Source organism: Novosphingobium sp. PhB57, from assembly GCF_004342985.1.
Lineage (GTDB): Bacteria > Pseudomonadota > Alphaproteobacteria > Sphingomonadales > Sphingomonadaceae > Novosphingobium.
In genome coordinates, this window is the sequence record NZ_SMBO01000001.1 from 794,308 (window position 1) to 815,349 (window position 21,042).

Sequence of the window (21,042 nt, forward strand, 5' to 3'; positions counted from 1 at the left end):
TATGGAACCCCTCCGCATCGGGGCCGTTGATCAGTCAGGCAACTGATTTTCAGCGGAGAGATCCCATGCGAATGCTCATTCTTCCTATCTTGGCCGCCGGCGCCCTGGGCGTGGCTGGCTGTGCAAGCAACTACGGCGGCGAAGGCGCCCTGGCCGGCGGCGCGCTGGGCGCGGGCGTTGGTGCGCTGGCGGGTGACGTCGGCGCCGGTGCCGCCGTCGGCGCTGCTGCCGGTGCGGCTGTCGGCTCGACCCAGAAGAAGCACAATGGCTGCTATCGTTACGATCGCCGCGGCGACCGCTACTGGGACCGCGACTGCTGATCGCGCCGGCCTGACGGGTCTGCTTACACACATTGAGAAAGGGGCGCGAGGAAACTCGCGCCCCTTTCTCAATGTGTTTGGGAGCCTAGCCTGAAATCCGGCCGAACGGCAGGATGCCGTCATAGCTGGCGAGCGGCGGTGCACCTGGAACTCGCCATCCCCGATCGAGCAGGAACGCGTGGCGCACGATCTCGGCCTGCTGCTCGATCCCGTAGCGACCGAGCGTCCAGCCCGGCCGCAAGGCATAATCGTAGCGGCAGAGCGGATGGCGCATGAGCGGAAGATACCAGCGGCCTTTGCGCTGGGTCTGCCAGACATGCGTCATTTCATGGATGAACAACCCCTGGAGCCCGATCGGCGCTCCGGCGAAATCGTCCTGATAAAGCGCGGAGCCGCGGTGGAAATGAAGGTGCCCGCAAGGCGCCATGACGACATTGGCAGGCTGGAAGGGAAACCATTTGCGCCGCCGGATGCGAACGGGTGCGCAGTCCACCGCGTCGCCGAAAACCGATTGGACCAGCGCGATCTCACCCGGTGTCAGCGGGCGCTCGGCCCCCGGCAGGCAGGCAGGGGGCGCGATTTCTTCTGGCAGGGGTTCCCCGGACAAGTGCGTGGTCAGTGGTCCATTCCGGGCATGTCGCTGCCGCCGCCCATATCCCCGCCCATGGTTTCGACCCGAAGCGGCATCGAGAGCTTGTCGCCGTCGGAGAAGGTCAGGGCTAATTCGGCCGTCTCGCTGGCCTTCACCGTCTCGCCGATGTCGAACACCATGACGTGCATGCCGCCCTGCTTGAAATCGACCTGGGCGCCGGGCGCGAGATCGAGCGAATCGACGGCGGCCATGCTGCCGCCCTCCGTCTTGTGCATCTGGGCGCTGCCGGCGCCACCGACATGGACGCCGACGAGCTTCACCGGCACCGAACCGTCATTGCGCACGGTGAAGTAGACCGCGCCGGGGCGGCCGGCCACGACCGGAAGAATGAGGTGGCCGTCGCTGGCGCTGATGCCGGGCTTTGCGGTTGGCCCGGCGTCAAGCGAGGCGCTTTCCTGCGGCGCCGGCGCCTCGCTCTGCTTGCAGGCGGCAAGCGAGACGAGCAGGGCGGAGGCACTGGTAAAGGCAAGCAGGGAAAAGGGCTTCACGGCGGCTGGATCCTCTCGGGCAGGCCCCTGATCGCGAAGAGTTTCGGGGCGCTGAAAATTTCCCCCGCGTAATGCCATCGCGACAGACTTGTTCCAAGCGAAACCACACCTATATGCGGCTCCGACGACTTTGAACGTCATCGAGCTGTGCAAGCCGCCTTGCCTTATGGAGGGAGGCGATCCGCATGGTGTCATCCACTGACGTGAGGAATGGGGATAATGGCAAAAGTAATTGGTATCGACCTCGGCACCACCAACAGCTGCGTCGCCGTGATGGACGGCGGCAAGCCCAAGGTTATCGAGAACTCCGAAGGCGCGCGCACCACGCCCTCGATCGTCGCTTTCACCAAGGATGGTGAACGCCTGATCGGGCAGCCCGCAAAGCGCCAGGCCGTGACCAACGGCGACAACACGATTTTCGCGGTGAAGCGCCTGATCGGCCGCCGCTTCGATGACCCGGTGACCAAGAAGGACACCGAGCTGGTTCCGTACCATATCGTCAAGGGCAAGAACGGCGACGCCTGGGTCCAGGCCGGCGGCGAAGAGTACAGCCCCTCGCAGATCTCGGCCTTCACTCTGCAGAAGATGAAGGAAACCGCCGAATCGTACCTCGGCGAGACCGTGACGCAGGCCGTCATCACCGTGCCCGCCTACTTCAACGACGCGCAGCGCCAGGCGACTAAGGACGCCGGCCAGATCGCCGGTCTTGAAGTGTTGCGCATCATCAACGAACCGACCGCGGCCGCACTGGCCTATGGCCTCGACAAGCAGGACGGCAAGACCATCGCCGTCTACGACCTTGGCGGCGGCACCTTCGACGTTTCGATCCTCGAAATCGGCGACGGCGTGTTCGAAGTGAAGTCGACCAACGGCGACACGTTCCTGGGCGGTGAAGACTTCGACACCAAGCTGGTCGAATGGCTGGCCGACAAGTTCAAGGCCAAGGAAGGCATGGACCTGCGCAGCGACAAGCTCGCTCTGCAGCGTCTGAAGGAAGCGGCCGAGAAGGCGAAGATCGAACTGTCGTCCACCGCGACGACCGAGGTCAACCTGCCCTTCATCACCGCACGCATGGAAGGCGGCGCCACCACTCCGCTGCACCTCGTCGAAACCGTCACCCGCGCCGACCTCGAAAAGATGGTTGCGGACCTGATCCAGCGCACGCTGGAACCCTGCCGCAAGGCGATCGCCGATGCCGGTCTTTCGGCCAAGGATATCGACGACGTCGTGCTCGTGGGCGGCATGACCCGCATGCCCAAGGTGCGCGAAGTCGTGAAGGACTTCTTCGGCAAGGATCCGCACACCGGCGTGAACCCTGACGAAGTGGTCGCCATGGGCGCCGCGATCCAGGCCGGCGTGCTTCAGGGCGATGTCAAGGACGTGCTCCTGCTCGACGTCACCCCGCTGTCGCTGGGTATCGAGACGCTGGGCGGCATCATGACCAAGATGATCGACCGCAACACGACGATCCCGACCAAGAAGAGCCAGGTCTACTCGACCGCCGAGGACAACCAGCAGGCGGTGACCATCCGCGTGTTCCAGGGCGAGCGCGAGATGGCGCAGGACAACAAGATGCTCGGCCAGTTCGACCTGGTCGGCATTCCGGCCGCGCGCCGGGGCGTGCCGCAGATCGAAGTCACGTTCGACATCGACGCCAACGGCATCGTCAACGTCTCCGCCAAGGACAAGGGCACCGGCAAGGAACAGCAGATCCGCATCCAGGCTTCGGGCGGTCTGTCGGACAACGACATCGACCAGATGGTCAAGGATGCCGAGAAGTTCGCCGAAGAGGACAAGAAGCGTCGTGAGGCCGCAGAGGCCAAGAACAACGCCGACAGCCTCGTCCACGCGACCGAGCAGCAGATCGCCGAGCATGGCGACAAGATCGACGCCGGCCTGAAGTCCGAAGTCGAAGCGGCCATTGCCGAGACCAAGACGGCGATCGAAGGCGGCGAACCCGCAGAGATCACCGCCAAGTCGCAGGCGCTGACCGAAGTCGCGATGAAGATGGGCCAGGCCATCTACGAGAAGGAACAGGCCTCGGGCGCTTCGCCGGAAGCCGCTCCGGCCGGTGCCGATGACGATGTCGTCGACGCCGAGTTCTCGGAAGTCGACGAAAACAACAAGGGCTGACGAGTCCTCATGAAAACCGCGATCGCCACCGGTGCACGACGTGCCGGTGGCGACCGGGTCGTACGCGGGGAAGTATAAGACGTGTCAGCGACTGAAATCGATTATTACGAACTGCTGGAAGTAGAGCGCAGCGCCGACGACAAGACCATCAAGTCGTCCTACCGCCGCCTCGCCATGCGGCATCATCCGGACAAGAACCCGGGCTGCGGCGATTCCGAAGCGCGTTTCAAGCAGATCAGCGAGGCTTACGACTGCCTCAAGGACCCCCAGAAGCGGGCGGCCTACGATCGTTACGGCCATGCCGCATTCCAGCAGGGAATGGGCGGCGGCGGTCATCCCGGCGGCGCCGAGTTCGGCGATATCGGGGACATCTTCGAGTCTATTTTCGGCAGCGCCTTCGGTGGAGGCGGTCGTCAGCAGGCGCGTCGCGGTGCCGACTTGCGTTACGACATGGAAGTCAGTCTGGACGAAGCCTTCCACGGCAAGCAGACCGAGATCACCATCGAAGTCTCGCAGGGTTGCGAGCCATGCGGCGGTTCGGGCGCCGAGCCGGGAACCGGCAAGCGCGGCTGCAACATGTGCGGCGGCCATGGCAAGGTCCGGGCGCAGCAGGGCTTCTTCGTGGTGGAACGCACTTGCCCCACCTGCCACGGCCGGGGTGAAGTGATCGAGAAGCCATGCCGCTCCTGCGGCGGCGAGGGCCGGGTCGACAAGCCGCAGACCTTGCAGGTGGACATTCCGCCGGGCGTCGATTCCGGCACCCGCATCCGCCTTTCCGGCAAGGGCGAGGCCGGTCCCTTCGGCGCGCCTCCGGGCGATCTCTATATCTTCCTGCATGTCAAACGGCACCGGGTGTTCGAACGCGACGGCACGACGCTGATCACGCGCGTTCCGATCACGTTCACCACGGCGGCACTGGGCGGCTCGATCGAGATTCCCGGCATGGATGGCGAGGGCCTTTCGGTCGACATTCCGGCGGGCATCCAGTCGGGCAAGCAGCTGCGCAAGCGCGGCGCGGGCATGCCGGTCCTGCAGGGGCGGGGCCGCGGCGATCTCGTCATCGAGATCAGCGTGGAAACGCCGACCAAGCTTTCCGCCCGCCAGAAGGAAATCCTGCGCGAGCTGCAGTCGACCGAAACCGGCGACGAATGCCCGCAGTCCAAAGGCTTCTTCGACCGCATCAAGGAAGCCTGGAACGACCTGACGGAATAGCCCCGTCCGGCCGAATAACCGAACAAGAACGTCGTCCCGGACCTGCTCCGGGGCCACGTTGTTTTTTGGGCCGACGGTTTTGGCCGACGTCTTTTGGCTAAACGTCAGCCGCCTCTCAGCACCTCTTCCCGCACGTTCCGCACCAGAGTGGGATCGGCCGTGAGGCGATCCTTTTCCTCTTCGAGCACGGCCAGGAAAGCCTCCCGCTTGAAGGTCCAGAGTTCGCCTTCCAGCAGGGCATGTTCGCCCTCGGCAGTTGAGGAAATCAGGTCGATCATCCGCTCGGCGCCGTGCAATCGGCCCCAGAGGTAGTCGTTTTCGCGATAGGCGCGGCTGAAGAAGGCACCGAAGTTGAAGAACTCGGTGCCGCGAAGCACCGGACCTTGCCGGATCATGTGGCAATCCTCAGGCGAAATGCGGTCGACGCGAATCGGATCGAACTCCGTCAGGCCCTCGCCGCGCAGCAGCGGCAGGGTCACCGTGTCGTAGAAAGGGAAGCCGAGGTAGGCGAGCAGCACCCGGCGCCGCAGCGCCTGCGGCATCTCGGCCAGGGCTTCCGCCAGGAGGGTATCGACCCGGGCATCGATCGCCACCAGGTCGCGAACCTTTTCGATGTGATCGATCACCGCGCCAGGATCGGTGAACACCGCTGCGGCGAGCGCGGCGAAAGTCTCCCCCATCGCAGCGACCGGCTCGCGGTCGAGATAGAGCGCAAGCGCGGCGTAGATCGCCTCCCTTGCCTTGTCCCGCTCTACTTCCGTGACGCTTTCTTCTTGCTGCCACTCCTGCGTGACGCGCCGTGCCAGCAGGCGAAGCCGCCGAATTCGGAACGCCAGGTCATGCGTGCGGAAAAAGCCGATCATCCCCGGCGAACCGTCGCCTTTCAGGCCCTTGATCCGGTCCAGCCCGACGCTGGCGAAATGATCGTGAAGCCGCAGCGCGATCGGCTCGCTGGAGGAGAGGCCCAGCTCCGGCGCGCCTTCGTAGATGAGCCGGGCCAGCTTGGCGACGATCCCGGAAAACTTGACCTGGACGTATCCGTGATAAGCGAAACCCGCCTGTTCCAGCGCCGCGCGCTGTGCCTTGTCCCGCCAGGCGGAAAGGCGCTTGGGGGTCGGCCGGTCGAGGAAGAAGGTATTGCCGAACAGACGGTCCACCGTCTCCTCGATCTCCGGCCGCAATGCCAGCACGATGGCCCGCAGCGTCGCCACTTCCTGCGAATCGCGCTCTAAAGCCTCCAGGTTGTCGCGGATCGGCTGCTCGCGCGGGATCGAGGACAGTGAGCCGAATATCGTCGAGAAGAAGCCCGGCGCCCGGCGTTCCTGGCGCATCGAGGCGCCGATACGATCCGGCGTGGGGTCGATGTAGACGAAACGGCGATCGACTTCGCGCGTCGCCGGCCGGTCGCGCAGCACGCCCATGGCATCGGCGAAGGGCGCATTGTTGAGCACCGAGCCGTCGATGAGCGCCACGTTGTCGAGGTCTCCGCGCTGGCTGTGCTCGGGCATGACGCGGCGGAAGAACGCCTCGCGCTCCGGCCAGGCGAGCCCTAGTTCCGCAATCACGCCGTCGATTTCCTCGATCTGGAGCGGCGGGAAGGCCCCCGGGAAACTGGCCGTGGCGCGGGCGGCCAGCAGGAGTTCCGGCATGGCGGCAAGGGAAGGGGTGCCGGAGCGCGACTCGAAGCCGATGCTGAGGCGATGCTCGCTTTCCAGCACGAGTTCCGGCGAGTGAAGGCGCAAGGTTTCAAGGTGTCCCTTGAAGTCCGTTGCCGTCACGAAGAGGTTTATCGGATGGCCATGAGGAAGGAGCGGCGGCCCGGCCTCGGTCTCGGCCATCGCCGTGAAGGCTCCGGCCAGCAGGCGCGAGAGACCGACCCCGCTGAAAGGCGGCTCGAACCAGCGCGAGCGGATCAGCCGCGAGAGTTTCTGCCGCACTTCCTCGCGAGTTTCCGGCGCCACGCTGGTCGTCACGGCATTGCCGGGTCGATGCAGCAGGTAGGAGACGAGCGGCCGGGCCCAGAACTTGGTCACCTGGCTGCGCGCCCTTGCTTCCGGATCGAGCAGGACGTCGACGTCGGCGTTTTCCAGCCAAAGCTCGGTCAGCGGCTCCAGCGAGTGTCCCGAATGGATCGCCTGCGAGAGGAATACGCTGTTTATCCCGCCCGCGCTGGCACCGGCGACAATGTCGGTCAGTATGCGCAGCCGCAGGTTGCTGCCGGCCTCCAGTCGCTTGAGCAGCTTGTGATAGACTCCCGCCGTTCCCGGCGGCGGTTCCGCATCGCCCTCCGCCCAGAACGCCTGGCTGGCCTGAAGCGCCTTCCAGAGTTCCTTGGTGACCCCGTGCATGTAAACGGCAAGGCTGATGCCGCCGTAGCAGACCAGCGCGATCCGCAATTCCTTTTGCCGCATTGCTCCATGTTGGCGCTATCGTTCGGGAAAGGCAATTGCGTTCTCATTCCGTTCCCGATAATCGGGCGACATGGCAAAGCCCAAGCGTCGATATGTCTGTCAGGCCTGCGGAGGAGTCTCCTCCCGCTGGCAAGGTCAATGTCCCGATTGCGGGGAGTGGAACACGCTGGCGGAAGATGCGCCGCAGACGGTGTTTTCCTCCAAGCACGATCTCTCGTCCGGGGGGCGGCCGATCCTGTTCACGCCTCTCGATGCGCCAGGCGAATTGCCGAAGCGGCGCGCGAGTGGATTTGCGGAGTTCGACCGTGCGCTGGGCGGAGGACTGGTCCCCGGCTCCGCGATCCTGATGGGCGGCGACCCCGGCATCGGCAAATCGACGCTCCTGCTTCAGGCTTCGGCGCATATCGCCCTGGCCGGCGGCAGCGTGGTCTATGTCAGCGGCGAGGAAGCCGCTGGGCAAGTGCGGCTGCGCGCGGAGCGACTGGGGCTGTCGAAGGCGCCGATCCTGCTGGCCTCCGCCACATCCGTGCGGGACATCCTGACCACGCTTGGCATGATGGACGCGCCGACCCTGCTGGTCATCGATTCGATCCAGACCATGCATTCCGACACGATCGAGGGCGCGCCGGGCACGGTCAGCCAGGTCCGCGGCTGCGCCTTCGAGCTGATCCGCTATGCCAAGGAGAACGATGTCACTCTCGTGCTCGTCGGCCACGTCACCAAGGACGGCACGATCGCCGGTCCGCGCGTATTGGAACATATGGTCGACGTGGTCATGGCGTTCGAAGGCGAACGCAGCCACCAATACCGTATCCTGCGCAGCCTGAAGAACCGCTTCGGGCCGGTGGACGAAATCGGCGTCTTCGCCATGGAGGGGGCAGGATTGGCCGAAGTCGGCAATCCCTCGATGCTGTTCCTGTCCGGCCGTGATCAGGAAATGGCCGGAAGCGCTGTGTTTGCCGCCATGGAGGGGACGCGGCCCGTGCTCGTGGAAATCCAGGCGCTGATCGTCCGGCTCCAGAGCGGGGCAACACCGCGCCGTGCCGTGGTCGGTTGGGATTCGGGCCGCATGGCCATGTTGCTGGCGGTTTTGGAGGCACGCTGCGGGCTCAATTTCTCCAGCGCGGAAGTCTACCTGAACGTCGCGGGCGGCTACCGCCTGGCAGATCCGGCAGCGGACCTTGCCGTGGCCGCCGCGCTGATTTCGGCGCTGGGAGACAGGCCGCTTCCGAAGAATGCGGTCTGGTTCGGGGAAGTCTCGCTCGCAGGGGAGATCCGCCCGGTTTCGCATTCATCGATCCGTCAGCGGGAATCGGCGAAACTCGGCTTTGGGCGCGCGATCGGGCCGGCAGGCGGGGCCAATGCCGAAGGTACGGCAAAGGGCATCGACTTTACCGGCCTGGCCATGTTGCCCAATCTCGTTGACCGTATCCTGACGGATGCCTAGTTCGGGGCCTTATGACCGGTTTCGATATTGCTGTTCTGGTGTTTGTGGGCGTGGGTGCCGCCACCGGATTTCTGAGAGGTTTCGTGCAGGAGATTCTCGCTTTGGGAGCGTGGATCTTCGCCGTGTTCGCCATCCGGGCGCTGCATACGCCGCTGTCGGCCTGGCTGGTTCCTTATAGCGGCGACGGAACGGCCACGCCGGTAATCGCTTTTGCGGTGCTGCTGCTGGTGCCTTTCATCGTCGTAAGGCTGATCGCGAGCTGGGCGGGCAAGCGAAGCCGCGCCTCGGTACTGGGTCCGATCGATCGTGTGCTCGGGTTCGGCTTTGGCGCGGTGAAGGGCGTTATCGTCGTGATCCTGGGCTTCTCCGTCCTGGTGCTGGGCTATGACACGGTCTGGGGCATCGGCGGCCGACCAGCCTGGATGAAGGAAGCGCGGACTTATCCCTTCGTCAACGCCAGCAGCGAGGCACTGGTGAAGATGATTTCCGAGCGCCGCCGGGAGGCGCTGAGGGCCGAGGCGGCGGGAACCTGATGTCGGCAACGGTGCTCTATACCCCTGAAGTCCTGGGCCTGACGATCAGGCTGGCGCATTATCCCTGGAGCGAGGCGCTGCCGCTGCAGGGCGAGGCACGGTCCCAGAGCTGCGGCAGCACGATCGCGCTTGGCCTTTCGCTCGGCGAACGGGGAACCGTGGAGAGCATCGGCATCCGCAGCCAGGCCTGCGCCATCGGCCAGGCCGCCGCGGCTATCTTCGCCGATGCCGTCATCGGTCGCGGTCCCGAAGAAGTCTGCGTGACGGGCGAAACGATGGCGCGCTGGCTATCCGGCGAAGGCCCGATGCCCGAATGGCCCGGTCTGGCGAAGATTGCGGCCGCACGGGACTATCCCGGTCGGCACGGCGCAGTCCTGCTTCCCTGGCGCGCCGCCATTCAGGCATTCTCGAAAGACGACTGACTGGCGGCGGGGCGACCCGCTTTCCGGCATGACGAAGATGCAATCGTTGCAAGACTGCCGGGTACTTTGGCGGTTTTCTTCGCTTCAATTCCGTCTACATGAGGGCGCTAGCAACGCCGTTTCCTTCCGAAACGGCCGTCCGCGCAATGTGGTGAAGATGTTTTCCGAGTTTCCTGCCTCCGCCCTCCGTCTCGCTTTCGACCGTGATGCCTTGCGCTCCAACTGGCTGGCGCTGGACCGCCTGTCCGGATCCGCGCGAGCGGGTGCCGCGGTCAAGGCCAACGGCTATGGCCTTGGCGCAAAGCAGGTGGTGCCGGTGCTGCACGCGGCAGGCTGCCATGACTTCTTCGTCGCGCATTGGGGGGAGGCATGGGACCTGCTCGATTGCGTGAGCCCCTCGGCGCTTTCCGTGCTGCACGGCCCCTTGACGCCGCAGGATGCCGCGTTTGCGCGCGAAAGCGGTATTACGCCGGTGATCAATTCGCTCGCCCAGGCCAGGCGCTGGACCGAGGCGGGCGGCGGCCGCTGCCATCTCATGGTCGATACCGGCATGAACCGTCTCGGCATTCGCATGGAAGAACTGGGTGACGAAGCGATAGCCGCGCTCGATATCGACCTGTTGCTTTCGCACCTGGCCTCGGCCGAGGAAGAGACCGATCTCAACGCCACGCAGTGCGCCCGGTGGCAGGAAGCGCGCCGGCAAGTGCCCCACATTCGCGCCAGTCTGGCCAACAGCGCCGGCATTGCGCTGGGCAGCGACTATCATGGCGACCTGACGCGACCGGGCATCGCGCTCTACGGCGGCACTCCGCGGGCCGGTATGGAGCAGGATTTGCAGCAGGTCGTCCGTCCCGAGGCGGCGATCCTCCAGGTTCGCGACGTGTCTGCCGGAGAGACGATCGGCTACAACGCCACATATACCGCAAGTGCGCCCATGCGGGTCGGCGCCACCGCGCTCGGCTATGCCGACGGCTATCTGCGCTGCTGGTCGGGCAAAGGCCTGTTCCGCGCCAAGGGTCATGAATTGCCGGTGCTCGGCCGTGTCAGCATGGACCTTACCGTCGTCGACCTGACTCACGCGCCGGACGTGGGCGAGGGGGACTGGATCACGGCAGATTACGCGCTTCCGCAAGCCGCGGCGGCATCCGGGCTTTCGCAATATGAATTGCTGACCCTGCTGGGCCGGCGTTTCGGGCGCTGAACGGATCTGCCCCGACAAGGCCCTGGCCTTCCGTCGGCGGCAGAGCACAGTGAAAACCACCCAGGGCAAAATAGGCAAGGCACAGTCCGGTTTTGCTGCGCAGCAATTTGTGTTGCGTTGCGACAAGGGTGGGTGGTAACCTCTTGTCATACTGGCCGGGAATTAGGCAGACTGGGGATTGGCAAATGGCTGAAACGGCGTCTCAGGACGACAACACGGTAATCATAAAAAAATACGCTAACCGTCGTCTCTACAATACGCGCTCGTCGAGCTACATTACGCTCGATCATCTTGCCAAGATGACCCGCGAAGGGGTCGATTACAAAGTGCTCGATGCCAAAAGCGGCACGGACATCACGCATACGATCCTGACGCAGATCATCATGGAAGAAGAATCGAACGGTGAGCAGATGCTCCCGGTCAACTTCCTGCGCGAACTCATCAGTATGTACGGCAATTCGATGCAGTCGCTGGTTCCGCATTATCTCGAAGCGTCGATGGACAATTTCCGGGCCAATCAGTCGAAGCTGCACAAGGCTTTCGAAGACAGCCTGGGCAATAATCCGCTGGCAAAGCTGGCCGAACAGAACATGGCCATGTTCAAGGCTGCCGCCGCGGCCTTCATGCCCGGTGCCGAAAAGCCGGAGCCCAAGGCACCCGCTGCCGAAGACACCGGAGACCTTTCCGCGCTGCGCGATCAGATGGCGGAAATCCAGAAGAGGCTTGACGCGCTGGGCAAATAAGGGTCTGCGCGGGGTGCTTTCGCGGCGCGTCATCGGCGCCGCGGCTTGCCCGGAATGCAACGGATGGTCCGTCGCATCGCTCAGTTCAGGAAGAAGCACCCGTGTCCGCCATTCGTCACGCCCTCTCCACCAAGCGCGAGGACGACTTCGCCCAGTGGTACCAGGAAGTCATTTCCGAAGCCGAAATGGCCGAGGAATCGGGTGTTCGCGGGTGCATGGTCATCAAGCCGTGGGGCTACGGCATCTGGGAGCGCATCCAGCGCCTCATGGATGACCGGATCAAGGCCGCCGGCGTCACCAACTGCTACTTCCCGCTGTTCATTCCGCTTTCGTATTTCGCCAAGGAAGCCGAGCACGTCGAAGGCTTCGCCAAGGAAATGGCGGTCGTCACGCACCATCGCCTTGTCGGCGACGGCAAGGGCGGCCTCGTTCCCGATCCCGAAGCGAAGCTCGAAGAACCGCTGATCGTCCGCCCGACTTCGGAAACGGTGATCGGCGCGGCCATGGCCCGCTGGGTGCAGTCCTGGCGCGACCTGCCGCTCATGGTGAACCAATGGGCCAATGTCGTGCGCTGGGAAATGCGCACTCGCATGTTCCTGCGCACCAGCGAGTTCCTCTGGCAGGAGGGCCACACCGCTCACGCCGACCGCGACGATGCCATGACCGAGACGCTGCGCGCGCTCGAAATGTACCGCGACTTTGCCGAGACCGAGCTGGCCATGCCGGTGATCGCCGGCGAAAAGCCCGAGAATGAACGCTTCCCCGGCGCCGTCGCGACTTACTCGATCGAAGCCATGATGCAGGACGGCAAGGCGCTCCAGGCGGGCACTTCGCACTACCTCGGCACGGGCTTCGCAGAAGCGGCCGGCATCCAATATCAGGACAAGGAAGGCACGCAGCAATACGCCCACACGACCAGCTGGGGCACTTCCACCCGCATGGTCGGCGGCGTCATCATGACGCATGGCGACGATGACGGCCTGCGCGTTCCGCCGATGATCGCGCCGCAGCAGATCGTGATCCTGCCGATGCTGCGCGACAACGACGAGGACGAGGCGCTGCTCGCTTATTGCGAAGACTTGCGCAAATCGCTGGTCACCCAGTTCGCCCTGGGCGAACCGCTGCGCGTCCTGCTCGACAAGCGTCCCGGCAAGGCCACGCAAAAGCGCTGGGCCTGGGTCAAGAAGGGCGTTCCGCTGATCCTCGAGATCGGCGGCCGTGATGCCGCCGGCGGACAAGTCTCGATGCTGCGCCGTGACAAGCTCTGGAACGAGGCTGCGAAGGCAAACTTCGTGGGCATGGCCAAGGATGCGTTCGTTTCACGCGCCGCTGCCGAGGTCGAGGATATCCAGACCGCGCTCTTCGCCGAAGCCAAGACCAAGCTGGACGCGAACATCTCGCGCGCGGACAGCTTCGACGAACTTGCCGCCTTCTTCTCGGAAGAAAAGCGCTACCCGGGCTGGGTGGAAGTCGAATGGTCGCGCCCCACCGGCGAAGCGCTCGAGGCCGTCGTCCAGAAGCTGAAAACGCTGAAGCTCACCATCCGCAACACCCCGCTCGATGCTGCGCCGGTGTCCGGCAATTGTGTGTTCACCGGCGGTCCGGCACTTGAGCGCATCTACGTCGCAAGGTCCTACTGATCTGAAGGGGAAGAGGACGTGTTGGGATCGATCAAGTACAACCTGACGAACCTGATGAACTTCAAGGGCCGGGATGCCCGGCAGACCTTCTGGTTCTACGTTCTCTTCCTCGTCGTGATCCAGTACGCCGTGGGCATGGTGATCGCCATGCCCATGATGGGCGGGATCATGAAGGGCGCCTTCATCGCCGCCCAGCAGGGCGTCTCCGGCGACGACATGAATGCCCGCGTCATGACCCAGATGGCGGGCTACATGCGCACGTCGATGACGGTCTCGACCATCGTGTCGCTCACGGCAGGCCTGCTGCTGATCGCCTCGTTCGCCCGCAGGTTGCACGATTCCGGCAAGCCTGCCTGGATCTCGCTCCTGACATTCCTGCTTTCGGTCACGTCCAAGGCGATAGTCTGGTCCAGAATGGATGAAATCGTCTCCACCATGGAGAAGGTTTCCGCGGACAATCTGGAGACGGCTTTCGCCATGCAGTCGCGGATGGTCACCGCGAGTCTGCTGGGATATCTCGCCATCCTGATCGTGATAATCTTCGGCGTCTGGCCATCCAATCCCGGCCCGAACCGCTACGGCGAGGCACCGGTTCGCTTCTGACCCTCTTGCCAAGCCGGCTATCCGGCGTGACAAGCGCCTGCATGAACAAGATTCTGGTCGCCGCAGCTCTTTCCGCCACGATCCTTTCCAGTCTTCCGGCAAGCGCTTCGGACGAAACTGGGCCCACGGCATCCGTCTCCGAAGCCCGCATGCGCACGGATGTCGCCAAGCTGGTCTCCTTCGGCACCCGTCACACGCTGTCGTCGGACACCGATCCCAGGCGCGGCATCGGCGCAGCGCGCCGCTGGGCTGCGGATGAATTCCGCAAGACGTCGAAAGCCTGCGGCGGCTGCTTCGAAGTGGTCATGCCAGAAGCGATGGTCAGCGGCACGCGCATTCCGGCGCCGGTCAAGATGGTCGATGTGGTCGCCATCCAGCGCGGCACCGAGCGGCCGAACGAAGTGGTGATCGTCGAGGCCCATATCGACAGCCGCGTAACCGATGTGATGGATGCCAAGAGCGATGCTCCAGGCGCCAATGACGACGGTTCCGGCACGGCGCTCGTCCTTGAAGCCGCCCGTGCCCTTTCCAAGCGCAAGTTTGCCGGCACCATCGTCTACGCAGCACTTTCCGGCGAGGAGCAGGGGCTCTACGGCGGCAAGCTTCTGGCGGACTACGCTAAGAAGCAGGGCTGGACGGTCAAGGCCGTGCTCAACAACGACATTGTCGGCGGCACGCATGGCTCCGATGGGCTGGTCGACGACAAGAACGTAAGGCTGTTTTCCGAAGGCCCGCGCGCCGATGCCACGGACAAGACCCGTGCGGACGCCCGGCGCTTCGGCGGCGAAAACGACAGCCCGGGACGCAATGTCTCGCGCTTCATCGCCGAACTGGCGGGCCAAGTGCAGGACGACTTCGCCGTGAGGCAGGTCTGGCGCGCCGATCGCCTGGGCCGCGGCGGAGACCAGTTGCCCTTCCTCGAACAGGGCAATCCGGCCGTTCGCTTCTCGGTGGCCATCGAGGACTACGACCACCAGCACCAGGACCTGCGCACCGAGAACGGCGTGACCTACGGCGATACCATCGACGAGATGGACTTCGCCTATCTCGCCAAAGTGACGCGCCTCAACATTGCCGCGCTGGCAGCGCTTGCCGCCGCGCCGATGCCGCCGGCCCCCAGGGTCGATGCAGCGGTGAAGACCTGGACCGACGTCACCTGGAAGCCGGTTACCGGTGCCGCGGCCTATTCCGTCTGGCGGCGGCGCACCGATGCCCCCTCCTGGGAAGCGCAGCCGCTGGTGGCGCGTACCACGGAGACGAGCGTCAAGCTGGACGGCCTGCGCGGAGACGACTGGATTCTCGGCGTTCGCTCCATCGCGACCGACGGTAGCGTCAGCCCGATCGCGGCAGCCGTACCGGGCGGAGGGTTTACTCCACTTGCCCAATTGCCTTGATCCCTTCCTTGGTTGAATTTTACCGGTGGGATAGAGGGATGGGGGACATCTTTTTGCAGATATCCGGAAGACTGCCGCTCTGCGGGCAAGTGCCATCGCCGCGAGGCTTGCTGGCACGGGGCGAAGTAAATCTTTGTTGTCGGGCAGCGGGTTGGCGTGACAGTCGCCAATCGGGAACAGCACAAGCCCACCAGTTTGGAGAACGGGCGATTTCGGGTAACGGTGGGCACATATGGCACTGACGCAGCATTTCGATTTTCTGCACGTCATTGCGGGCATGCTCGTCGGCGTGCTCGTGGGGCTGACGGGCGTGGGCGGCGGTTCGCTGATGACGCCGCTGCTCGTGCTGCTGTTCGGCGTAAATCCGCAGACGGCAGTCGGCACCGACCTTCTTTTTGCCGCCATGACCAAGATCGCGGGTTCTGCCGTCCACGGCAAGCGCGAGACGGTGGACTGGCGCATCGTGCGCCGCATGGCCTGCGGCAGCGTTCCCGCAGCAATCCTGACGCTCGCGACGCTTTCCTGGTTCGGCAAGGTCGGCAATTCGACCGAGCGCCTCATCATGGTTTCGCTGGCCGTGCTGCTGGGCGTCACGGCGCTTGCGGTCATATGCCGCAAGTGGCTGCTGAGGCTCGCCCATGACATCGATCCGATCCAGCCCCGTTCGCGGGTGCTGACGGGAACCGTGCTGCTGGGCGCCGCCATCGGCGTTGCAGTCTCGATTTCCTCGGTCGGCGCTGGCGCCATCGGCATGACCGTGCTGCTGGTACTCTATCCCAAGCTCCCCGTGGCCCGCATCGTCGGTTCCGACATTGCCCATGCGGTGCCGCTGGCCCTCATCGCCGGCTTCGGCCACTGGATGATCGGCGACGTGGACTTCCCGCTTCTGGGGGTGTTGCTGATCGGCTCGATCCCGGGTGTCGTGATCGGCAGCTACTTGTCTTCCCACGCCTCGGACCGAATTCTCCAGCCCTTGCTGGCCTGCGTTCTGGCCGTTTCTTCCTGGCAGTTGTTCCTCAAGGCCAATGCCGGCGAAAAGCCTCATGCCGTGCCCGTCACCGCGCCGGCCGTGACGATCGCGGGCGAGGCGGCGGCCAAGCAGCCCTGAACCATTCTCGCGTACCGGGCGGCGGCATCGCCCCATCGGCATGCCGCCGCCATTGCAATGAAGGCCATTCCGGCGCATGGCGGAAACCATGCCTCCCAAGAACCGGCCCGAGCCTGGCCTCCCGACGCGCGAGCAAATCCTCGACTTCATCCAGAACTCGGCCGAACCCGTCGGCAAGCGAGAGATCGCACGCACGTTCGGGCTGAAGGGTAACGAAAAGATCCAGCTCAAGGCGCTGCTGAAGGACATGGCCGAGGAAGGCCTGATCGACGGCAAGCGGACCGCGTTTCACCGCATGGGCGGGTTGCCCAAGGTTACCGTGCTGCGCGTCGTGGACGTGAGCGAGGGCGAGCCCATCGCCGTGCCGGACACCTGGGCGCCCGACGATGCCACGCCGCCGCCGCGCATCCGCCTGATCGAGAAGGGCCGTTCGGCGCTCAAGAAGGGCGACCGGGTGCTGGCGCGCACGGAGGAAACGCAGACCGGATGGCGTGCCTATCCGATGAAGAAGCTGATGCTGCGTTCCGAGCAGCTTCTCGGCGTTGTCGAGATCGATGGTGCAGGCAAGCCCTGGCTGGCGCCGGTCGACAAGCGCATCCGTAACTCCTCGCCGATTTCCGACCTGGGCGGTGCGGAAAAGGGCGAACTGGTGCTGGCCGAGCCGATCGGCCGTTCCGCGCGTCCCTCGGTCAAGATCACCGAAGTGCTTGGCGAGCCATTGGCGCCCAAGGCCTTCAGCCTGATCGCCATTCACAAGCACGGCATTCCGAACCATTTCGAGAGCGAGACGATTGCCGAGGCCGAAGCTTCGGCCAAGATGCCGCTCAGCCATGAACAGCGCGAAGACTTGCGGCACCTGCCCATCGTCGCCATCGACCCATCCGACGCGCGCGATCATGACGATGCGATCTGGGCCAAGCCTAACGCGAAGGGCGGTTTCGACGCGCTCGTCGCCATTGCCGACGTGTCCTTCTACGTCCGTCCGGGCGGTGAGATCGACCGCGAGGCACGGCGCCGCGGCAACTCGGTCTATTTCCCCGACCGCGTCGTGCCGATGCTGCCCGAAGTGCTCAGCGCCGATGTCTGCTCGCTGCGCTCGGGCGAGGACCGCGCGGCCATGGCCTGCCATCTCAAGGTGGACGGGCAGGGCAAGGTCACCGAATGGCGCTTTACCCGCGCGCTGGTGCGGATCGACGAAGTCATCGCCTATGAGGAAGCCCAGGCCCGCATCGACGAGGGCAGGGCGGAGCACCATCTCCAGGACCTCTGGGCCTGCTGGAAGCTGTTGGCCGAGGCCCGCCAGGCGCGCGACCCGCTGGAACTCGAACTGCCCGAACGCCGGGTGAAGCTGGACGAGCAGGGCCGCATCACCGAAATCGCCATCCGCGAGCGGCTCGATGCCCACCGCGTTGTCGAAGACTTCATGATCGCCGCCAACGTGGCCGCGGCCAAGGCGCTGGAGGCCAAGGTGGCCCCGGTCGTGTACCGCGTCCATGAGACCCCGAGCCGCGAAAAGCTGACCGCGCTCAAGGACTATCTGGCAACCTTCGGCCGCAATCTCTCGCTGGGGCAGGTCATCACGCCGGGCCTGTTCAACCGCATGCTCAAGGACATCGCGGACGAGAGCGAAAAGGCACTCATCATGGAAGCCGTGCTGCGCAGCCAGACCCAGGCCTATTACGGTCCGCGCAACGAAGGGCACTTCGGCCTCGCGCTCGCTTCCTACGCGCATTTCACCTCGCCGATCCGCCGCTATGCCGACCTTCTCGTGCACCGGGCGCTGGTCGATGCCTATGGGCTGGAGCAGCCCCGACCGCAGGGCGACATCCCGGCCACCTCGGGCCTTTCCGAACGCGACCGTGACGATCTGGGCCGGGTCAGCGATGCCATCAGCCAGGCCGAACGCCGGGCGATGGAAGCCGAGCGCGAAACCATCGACCGCTATGTCGCCGCCTGGCTCTCGGGCCGCGTGGGCCAAGTGTTCGACACGCGCATCACTGGCGTGCGGAAGTTCGGCTTCTTCGCCACGATCATCGGCCTGGGCGGCGACGGCCTCGTGCCGGTCTCGACCCTGGGCGACGAGCGCTTCGGCTATGACGAAAAGGCGCAAGTCCTGGAAGGCGAGAGCAGCGGCACCGCCTATGCCATGGGCCAGATCCTGCGGCTGCGACTGGCGGAAGCCAATCCGCTGACCGGTGCACTCAAGTTCGAACTGGAAGAAGGCGGCGGCCGCATCGAACCGCGCGGCCGGCCGCAGCCCCTGAAGAAGAAGGGCAAGCACTTCGTCTCGCCCCGCGGCCGACCGGGGAATATCCGGCACCAGGGGTGCAAGAAGAAGTAGCGATTCAAGGCTTGTTCGTCCCGGACCCGATCCGGGACGGCGGCCTTCTCAGGCGAACGATAGGCTTCGCGGTATCAGCTCAGGCGCTCGATCGCTTCGGCGTCGAGGGTACCGGGGATTACGAAGACCGGGCAGGGCATCTGCCCCAGTCCGGCGCCGGTGAAGTGCGTGACGAGCGGCCCCGGTCCGCCCTCCTTGGCAGCGCCGAGCACGAGGGCCGAAACCTCTCCGTGCTCTTTCAGGTATTCGCGCACGATCTTGATGTCTTCTCCCATGCGAACGGAGATGACCGGCATCTTAGCGCCTTGTGATAAAAGGTTTCCGGCAGCGGCCGTCACCAGCGTCTCGGCGCGGGCGCGGGCCTCTTCCTCGATGGTGGCCTGGACCCCTCCGAAAGCATTGAACGGCTGGGGTGGAACCACGGCGAGAAGATGCAGCGCGCCATCGGTCTTCGCGGCGCGGCGCGCGGCGAATTGCAAGGCCACCAGCGCCTCTTCCGTTTCGTCCACGATGACCAGGTAGATGCGCATGGGTTTCCTCTCGATGCGGGCTTATCGGGCTATTCAGGTCATGGTGCAAGCCATCACGAATGCGAAAAAAGGATCGTAAAGGCGCTTGTGCGCGCGCGCCAACTTGTCCAAGGAAAGGCGGACCCCGCATACCTCCCCAAGGAAAACAAGGGACACACAAGCTTCCATGCCAATCGACATCAAGATGCCCGCCCTGTCCCCCACTATGGAAGAGGGAAAACTGGCAAAATGGCTGGTTAAGGAAGGCGACACCGTCAGCTCCGGCGATATCATGGCCGAGATCGAGACCGACAAGGCCACGATGGAGTTCGAAGCCGTCGACGAAGGCACGATCGGCAAGATCCTGATTGCCGAAGGTACCGACGGCGTGAAGGTCGGAACCGTGATCGCCATTCTCGCCGGTGAAGGCGAAGACGCCAGCGCCGTTTCGGCTGCACCGGCTGCTGCTTCCGCTCCTGCCAAGGCGCCCACGGAAGCCAAGGCCGAAGCGCCGAAGGCTGCCGCACCTGCGCCTGCCGCCTCCGCTCCTGCGCCTGCCGCTTCGAAGGAAGGCCGTATTGCCGCCTCGCCGCTCGCCAAGCGGATCGCCGCAGACAAGGGCGTCGACCTCGCTGCCGTGAAGGGCTCCGGCCCCAACGGCCGTATCGTGCGCGCCGACGTGGAAGGCGCCAAGTCCGCGCCGGCCAAGCCTGCCGCCGCAGCACCTGCTCCCGCCGCCGGTTCGGCCGAAGCCAAGGCCCCGGCTGTCGAGATGGCGGCGGAAACCCGCGCGCTGCTCGACGACCGCATCCCGCACTCGGTCGAGAAGCTGTCGGGCATGCGCAAGGTCATCGCGCGCCGCCTGACGCAGTCGATGCAGGAAGCGCCGCACATCTACCTCACCGTGGACGTGCGCCTCGACAAGCTCATGGCCCTGCGCGCCGAGATCAACTCCATGCTCGAAAAGCAGGGCGTGAAGGTCTCGGTCAACGACATGTTGATCAAGGCCCTCGGCCGCGCTCTGATCGACGTGCCGGAGTGCAACGTGACCTTCGCCGGTAACGAGCTGATCAAGTATGCGCGCGCCGACGTATCGGTCGCCGTCTCGATCCCGGGCGGTCTGATCACCCCGATCGTTCAGAACGCCAACGGCAAGTCGTTCTCCGAAATCGCCAAGGCGACCAAGGATCTCGGCAAGCGCGCCAAGGAAGGCAAGCTGCAGCCGGGCGAGTATCAGGGCGGCACCGCCTCGATCTCGAACATGGGCATGATGGGCATCAAGCAGTTCACCGCCGTGATCAACCCGCCGCAGGCGACGATCATCGCCGTGGGCGCGGGCGAGAAGCGTCCGTGGGTCATGCCCGACGATTCGCTGGGCGTCGCCACCGTCATGAGCGCAACCGGCAGCTTCGACCACCGCGCGGTGGACGGTGCCGACGGTGCCCGCCTGATGGCCGCATTCCGCGAATACATCGAAACGCCGCTGGGCATGGTCGCCTAAGTGACCGAGACACGACGTGACCCGGTGATCCGGGTCACTGCCATGCCGGCCGACGCCAATGCCTACGGAGACATCTTCGGCGGCTGGCTGATGAGCCAGATGGACATGGGTGCCGGCCTCGTCGCCGCCCGTCGCTCGCGCGGACGCGCGGTGACGGTGGCGATGGACGGGATGCAGTTCCACCTGCCCGTAAAGGTAGGTGACGAAGTCTCGGTCTACGGCGAGATCCAGCGCGTGGGCCGGACTTCGTTGACCATCGCCATCGAAGCCTGGCGCCGGCATCGGCACGAAGAGGAAGAAGTGAAAGTGACGCAGGCCGTGTTCACTTTCGTCGCGGTGAACGAATTCGGTCAACCGCGCGCCATCGATCAGGAGAAGTAAGAC

Annotated in this window: 19 protein-coding genes; 15 read left to right on the forward strand and 4 right to left on the reverse strand. The window is 64.7% G+C overall.

What is annotated here, in order from left to right; translation table 11 throughout:
- Positions 1-71: 71 nt before the first annotated feature.
- The gene (locus EDF58_RS03595; RefSeq protein WP_243654057.1) at positions 72-320 is read left to right on the forward strand and encodes a YgdI/YgdR family lipoprotein; all 249 of its coding nucleotides are present in this window, start codon (positions 72-74) and stop codon (positions 318-320) included.
- Between the two features lie 85 nt (positions 321-405).
- On the opposite strand, the gene EDF58_RS03600 is transcribed toward EDF58_RS03595, so the two are convergent.
- Both EDF58_RS03600 and EDF58_RS03605 read right to left on the reverse strand, forming a co-directional pair.
- Complete coding sequence (locus EDF58_RS03600) at positions 406-927, reverse strand: vgr related protein (protein WP_243654058.1); 522 nt, start codon at positions 925-927, stop codon at positions 406-408.
- An 8-nt stretch (positions 928-935) separates the two neighbouring features.
- Positions 936-1,460, reverse strand: coding sequence for a copper chaperone PCu(A)C (locus tag EDF58_RS03605; RefSeq protein WP_243654059.1), 525 nt, complete (start codon positions 1,458-1,460; stop codon positions 936-938).
- Between the two features lie 219 nt (positions 1,461-1,679).
- Here EDF58_RS03605 and dnaK point away from each other — a divergent pair, with 219 nt between their 5' ends.
- Positions 1,680-3,593 carry a molecular chaperone DnaK gene (gene dnaK, locus EDF58_RS03610; protein WP_132262741.1) on the forward strand — a complete coding sequence of 638 codons (1,914 nt, stop codon included), beginning with the start codon at positions 1,680-1,682 and terminating at the stop codon, positions 3,591-3,593.
- An 81-nt stretch (positions 3,594-3,674) separates the two neighbouring features.
- Entirely contained in the window at positions 3,675-4,805 is a 1,131-nt protein-coding gene (gene dnaJ, locus EDF58_RS03615) for a molecular chaperone DnaJ (RefSeq protein WP_132262743.1), read from the forward strand.
- A gap of 104 nt (positions 4,806-4,909) precedes the next feature.
- Here dnaJ and EDF58_RS03620 read toward each other — a convergent pair whose 3' ends face one another.
- Positions 4,910-7,216: a patatin-like protein gene (locus tag EDF58_RS03620; protein ID WP_132262745.1), complete on the reverse strand. Its 2,307-nt coding sequence runs from the start codon at positions 7,214-7,216 to the stop codon at positions 4,910-4,912.
- A gap of 70 nt (positions 7,217-7,286) precedes the next feature.
- Between EDF58_RS03620 and radA the strand changes: the two genes are divergently transcribed.
- The 10 genes from radA to rnr all read left to right on the forward strand — a co-directional run bounded on the left by radA (position 7,287) and on the right by rnr (position 18,648).
- Positions 7,287-8,663, forward strand: a complete 1,377-nt coding sequence (radA, locus tag EDF58_RS03625) for a DNA repair protein RadA (protein ID WP_132262747.1) — start codon at positions 7,287-7,289, stop codon at positions 8,661-8,663.
- An 11-nt stretch (positions 8,664-8,674) separates the two neighbouring features.
- Complete coding sequence (locus EDF58_RS03630) at positions 8,675-9,196, forward strand: CvpA family protein (RefSeq protein ID WP_132262749.1); 522 nt, start codon at positions 8,675-8,677, stop codon at positions 9,194-9,196.
- Positions 9,196-9,618, forward strand: a complete 423-nt coding sequence (locus tag EDF58_RS03635; protein WP_132262751.1) for an iron-sulfur cluster assembly scaffold protein — start codon at positions 9,196-9,198, stop codon at positions 9,616-9,618. Before EDF58_RS03630 ends, EDF58_RS03635 begins: the two co-directional genes overlap by 1 nt.
- Before the next feature lie 157 nt (positions 9,619-9,775).
- Positions 9,776-10,819, forward strand: coding sequence for an alanine racemase (gene alr / locus EDF58_RS03640; protein WP_132264091.1), 1,044 nt, complete (start codon positions 9,776-9,778; stop codon positions 10,817-10,819).
- A 185-nt stretch (positions 10,820-11,004) separates the two neighbouring features.
- Positions 11,005-11,562 carry a polyhydroxyalkanoate synthesis repressor PhaR gene (gene phaR / locus EDF58_RS03645; RefSeq protein WP_132264093.1) on the forward strand — a complete coding sequence of 186 codons (558 nt, stop codon included), beginning with the start codon at positions 11,005-11,007 and terminating at the stop codon, positions 11,560-11,562.
- Positions 11,563-11,663: 101 nt separating this feature from the next.
- A complete protein-coding gene (gene proS / locus EDF58_RS03650; protein WP_132262753.1) occupies positions 11,664-13,202 on the forward strand; it encodes a proline--tRNA ligase in 1,539 nt (512 codons plus the stop codon).
- Positions 13,203-13,220: 18 nt separating this feature from the next.
- A complete protein-coding gene (locus EDF58_RS03655; protein ID WP_132262755.1) occupies positions 13,221-13,805 on the forward strand; it encodes a DUF805 domain-containing protein in 585 nt (194 codons plus the stop codon).
- A 41-nt stretch (positions 13,806-13,846) separates the two neighbouring features.
- Positions 13,847-15,199 carry a M20/M25/M40 family metallo-hydrolase gene (locus EDF58_RS03660; protein ID WP_132262756.1) on the forward strand — a complete coding sequence of 451 codons (1,353 nt, stop codon included), beginning with the start codon at positions 13,847-13,849 and terminating at the stop codon, positions 15,197-15,199.
- Positions 15,200-15,431: 232 nt separating this feature from the next.
- On the forward strand, positions 15,432-16,307 hold the full coding sequence (locus EDF58_RS03665; protein WP_207912806.1) for a sulfite exporter TauE/SafE family protein: 876 nt from the start codon (positions 15,432-15,434) through the stop codon (positions 16,305-16,307).
- Positions 16,308-16,395: 88 nt separating this feature from the next.
- Positions 16,396-18,648, forward strand: coding sequence for a ribonuclease R (rnr, locus tag EDF58_RS03670; protein WP_207912807.1), 2,253 nt, complete (start codon positions 16,396-16,398; stop codon positions 18,646-18,648).
- 74 nt (positions 18,649-18,722) lie between these two features.
- Here the strand turns inward: rnr and EDF58_RS03675 are convergent, their stop codons facing one another.
- Complete coding sequence (locus EDF58_RS03675; protein ID WP_086490535.1) at positions 18,723-19,178, reverse strand: universal stress protein; 456 nt, start codon at positions 19,176-19,178, stop codon at positions 18,723-18,725.
- Between the two features lie 166 nt (positions 19,179-19,344).
- Here EDF58_RS03675 and EDF58_RS03680 point away from each other — a divergent pair, with 166 nt between their 5' ends.
- Positions 19,345-20,658: a pyruvate dehydrogenase complex dihydrolipoamide acetyltransferase gene (locus tag EDF58_RS03680; protein WP_132262760.1), complete on the forward strand. Its 1,314-nt coding sequence runs from the start codon at positions 19,345-19,347 to the stop codon at positions 20,656-20,658.
- A gap of 42 nt (positions 20,659-20,700) precedes the next feature.
- The gene (locus EDF58_RS03685) at positions 20,701-21,039 is read left to right on the forward strand and encodes an acyl-CoA thioesterase (protein ID WP_132264097.1); all 339 of its coding nucleotides are present in this window, start codon (positions 20,701-20,703) and stop codon (positions 21,037-21,039) included.
- Positions 21,040-21,042 lie beyond the last annotated feature (3 nt).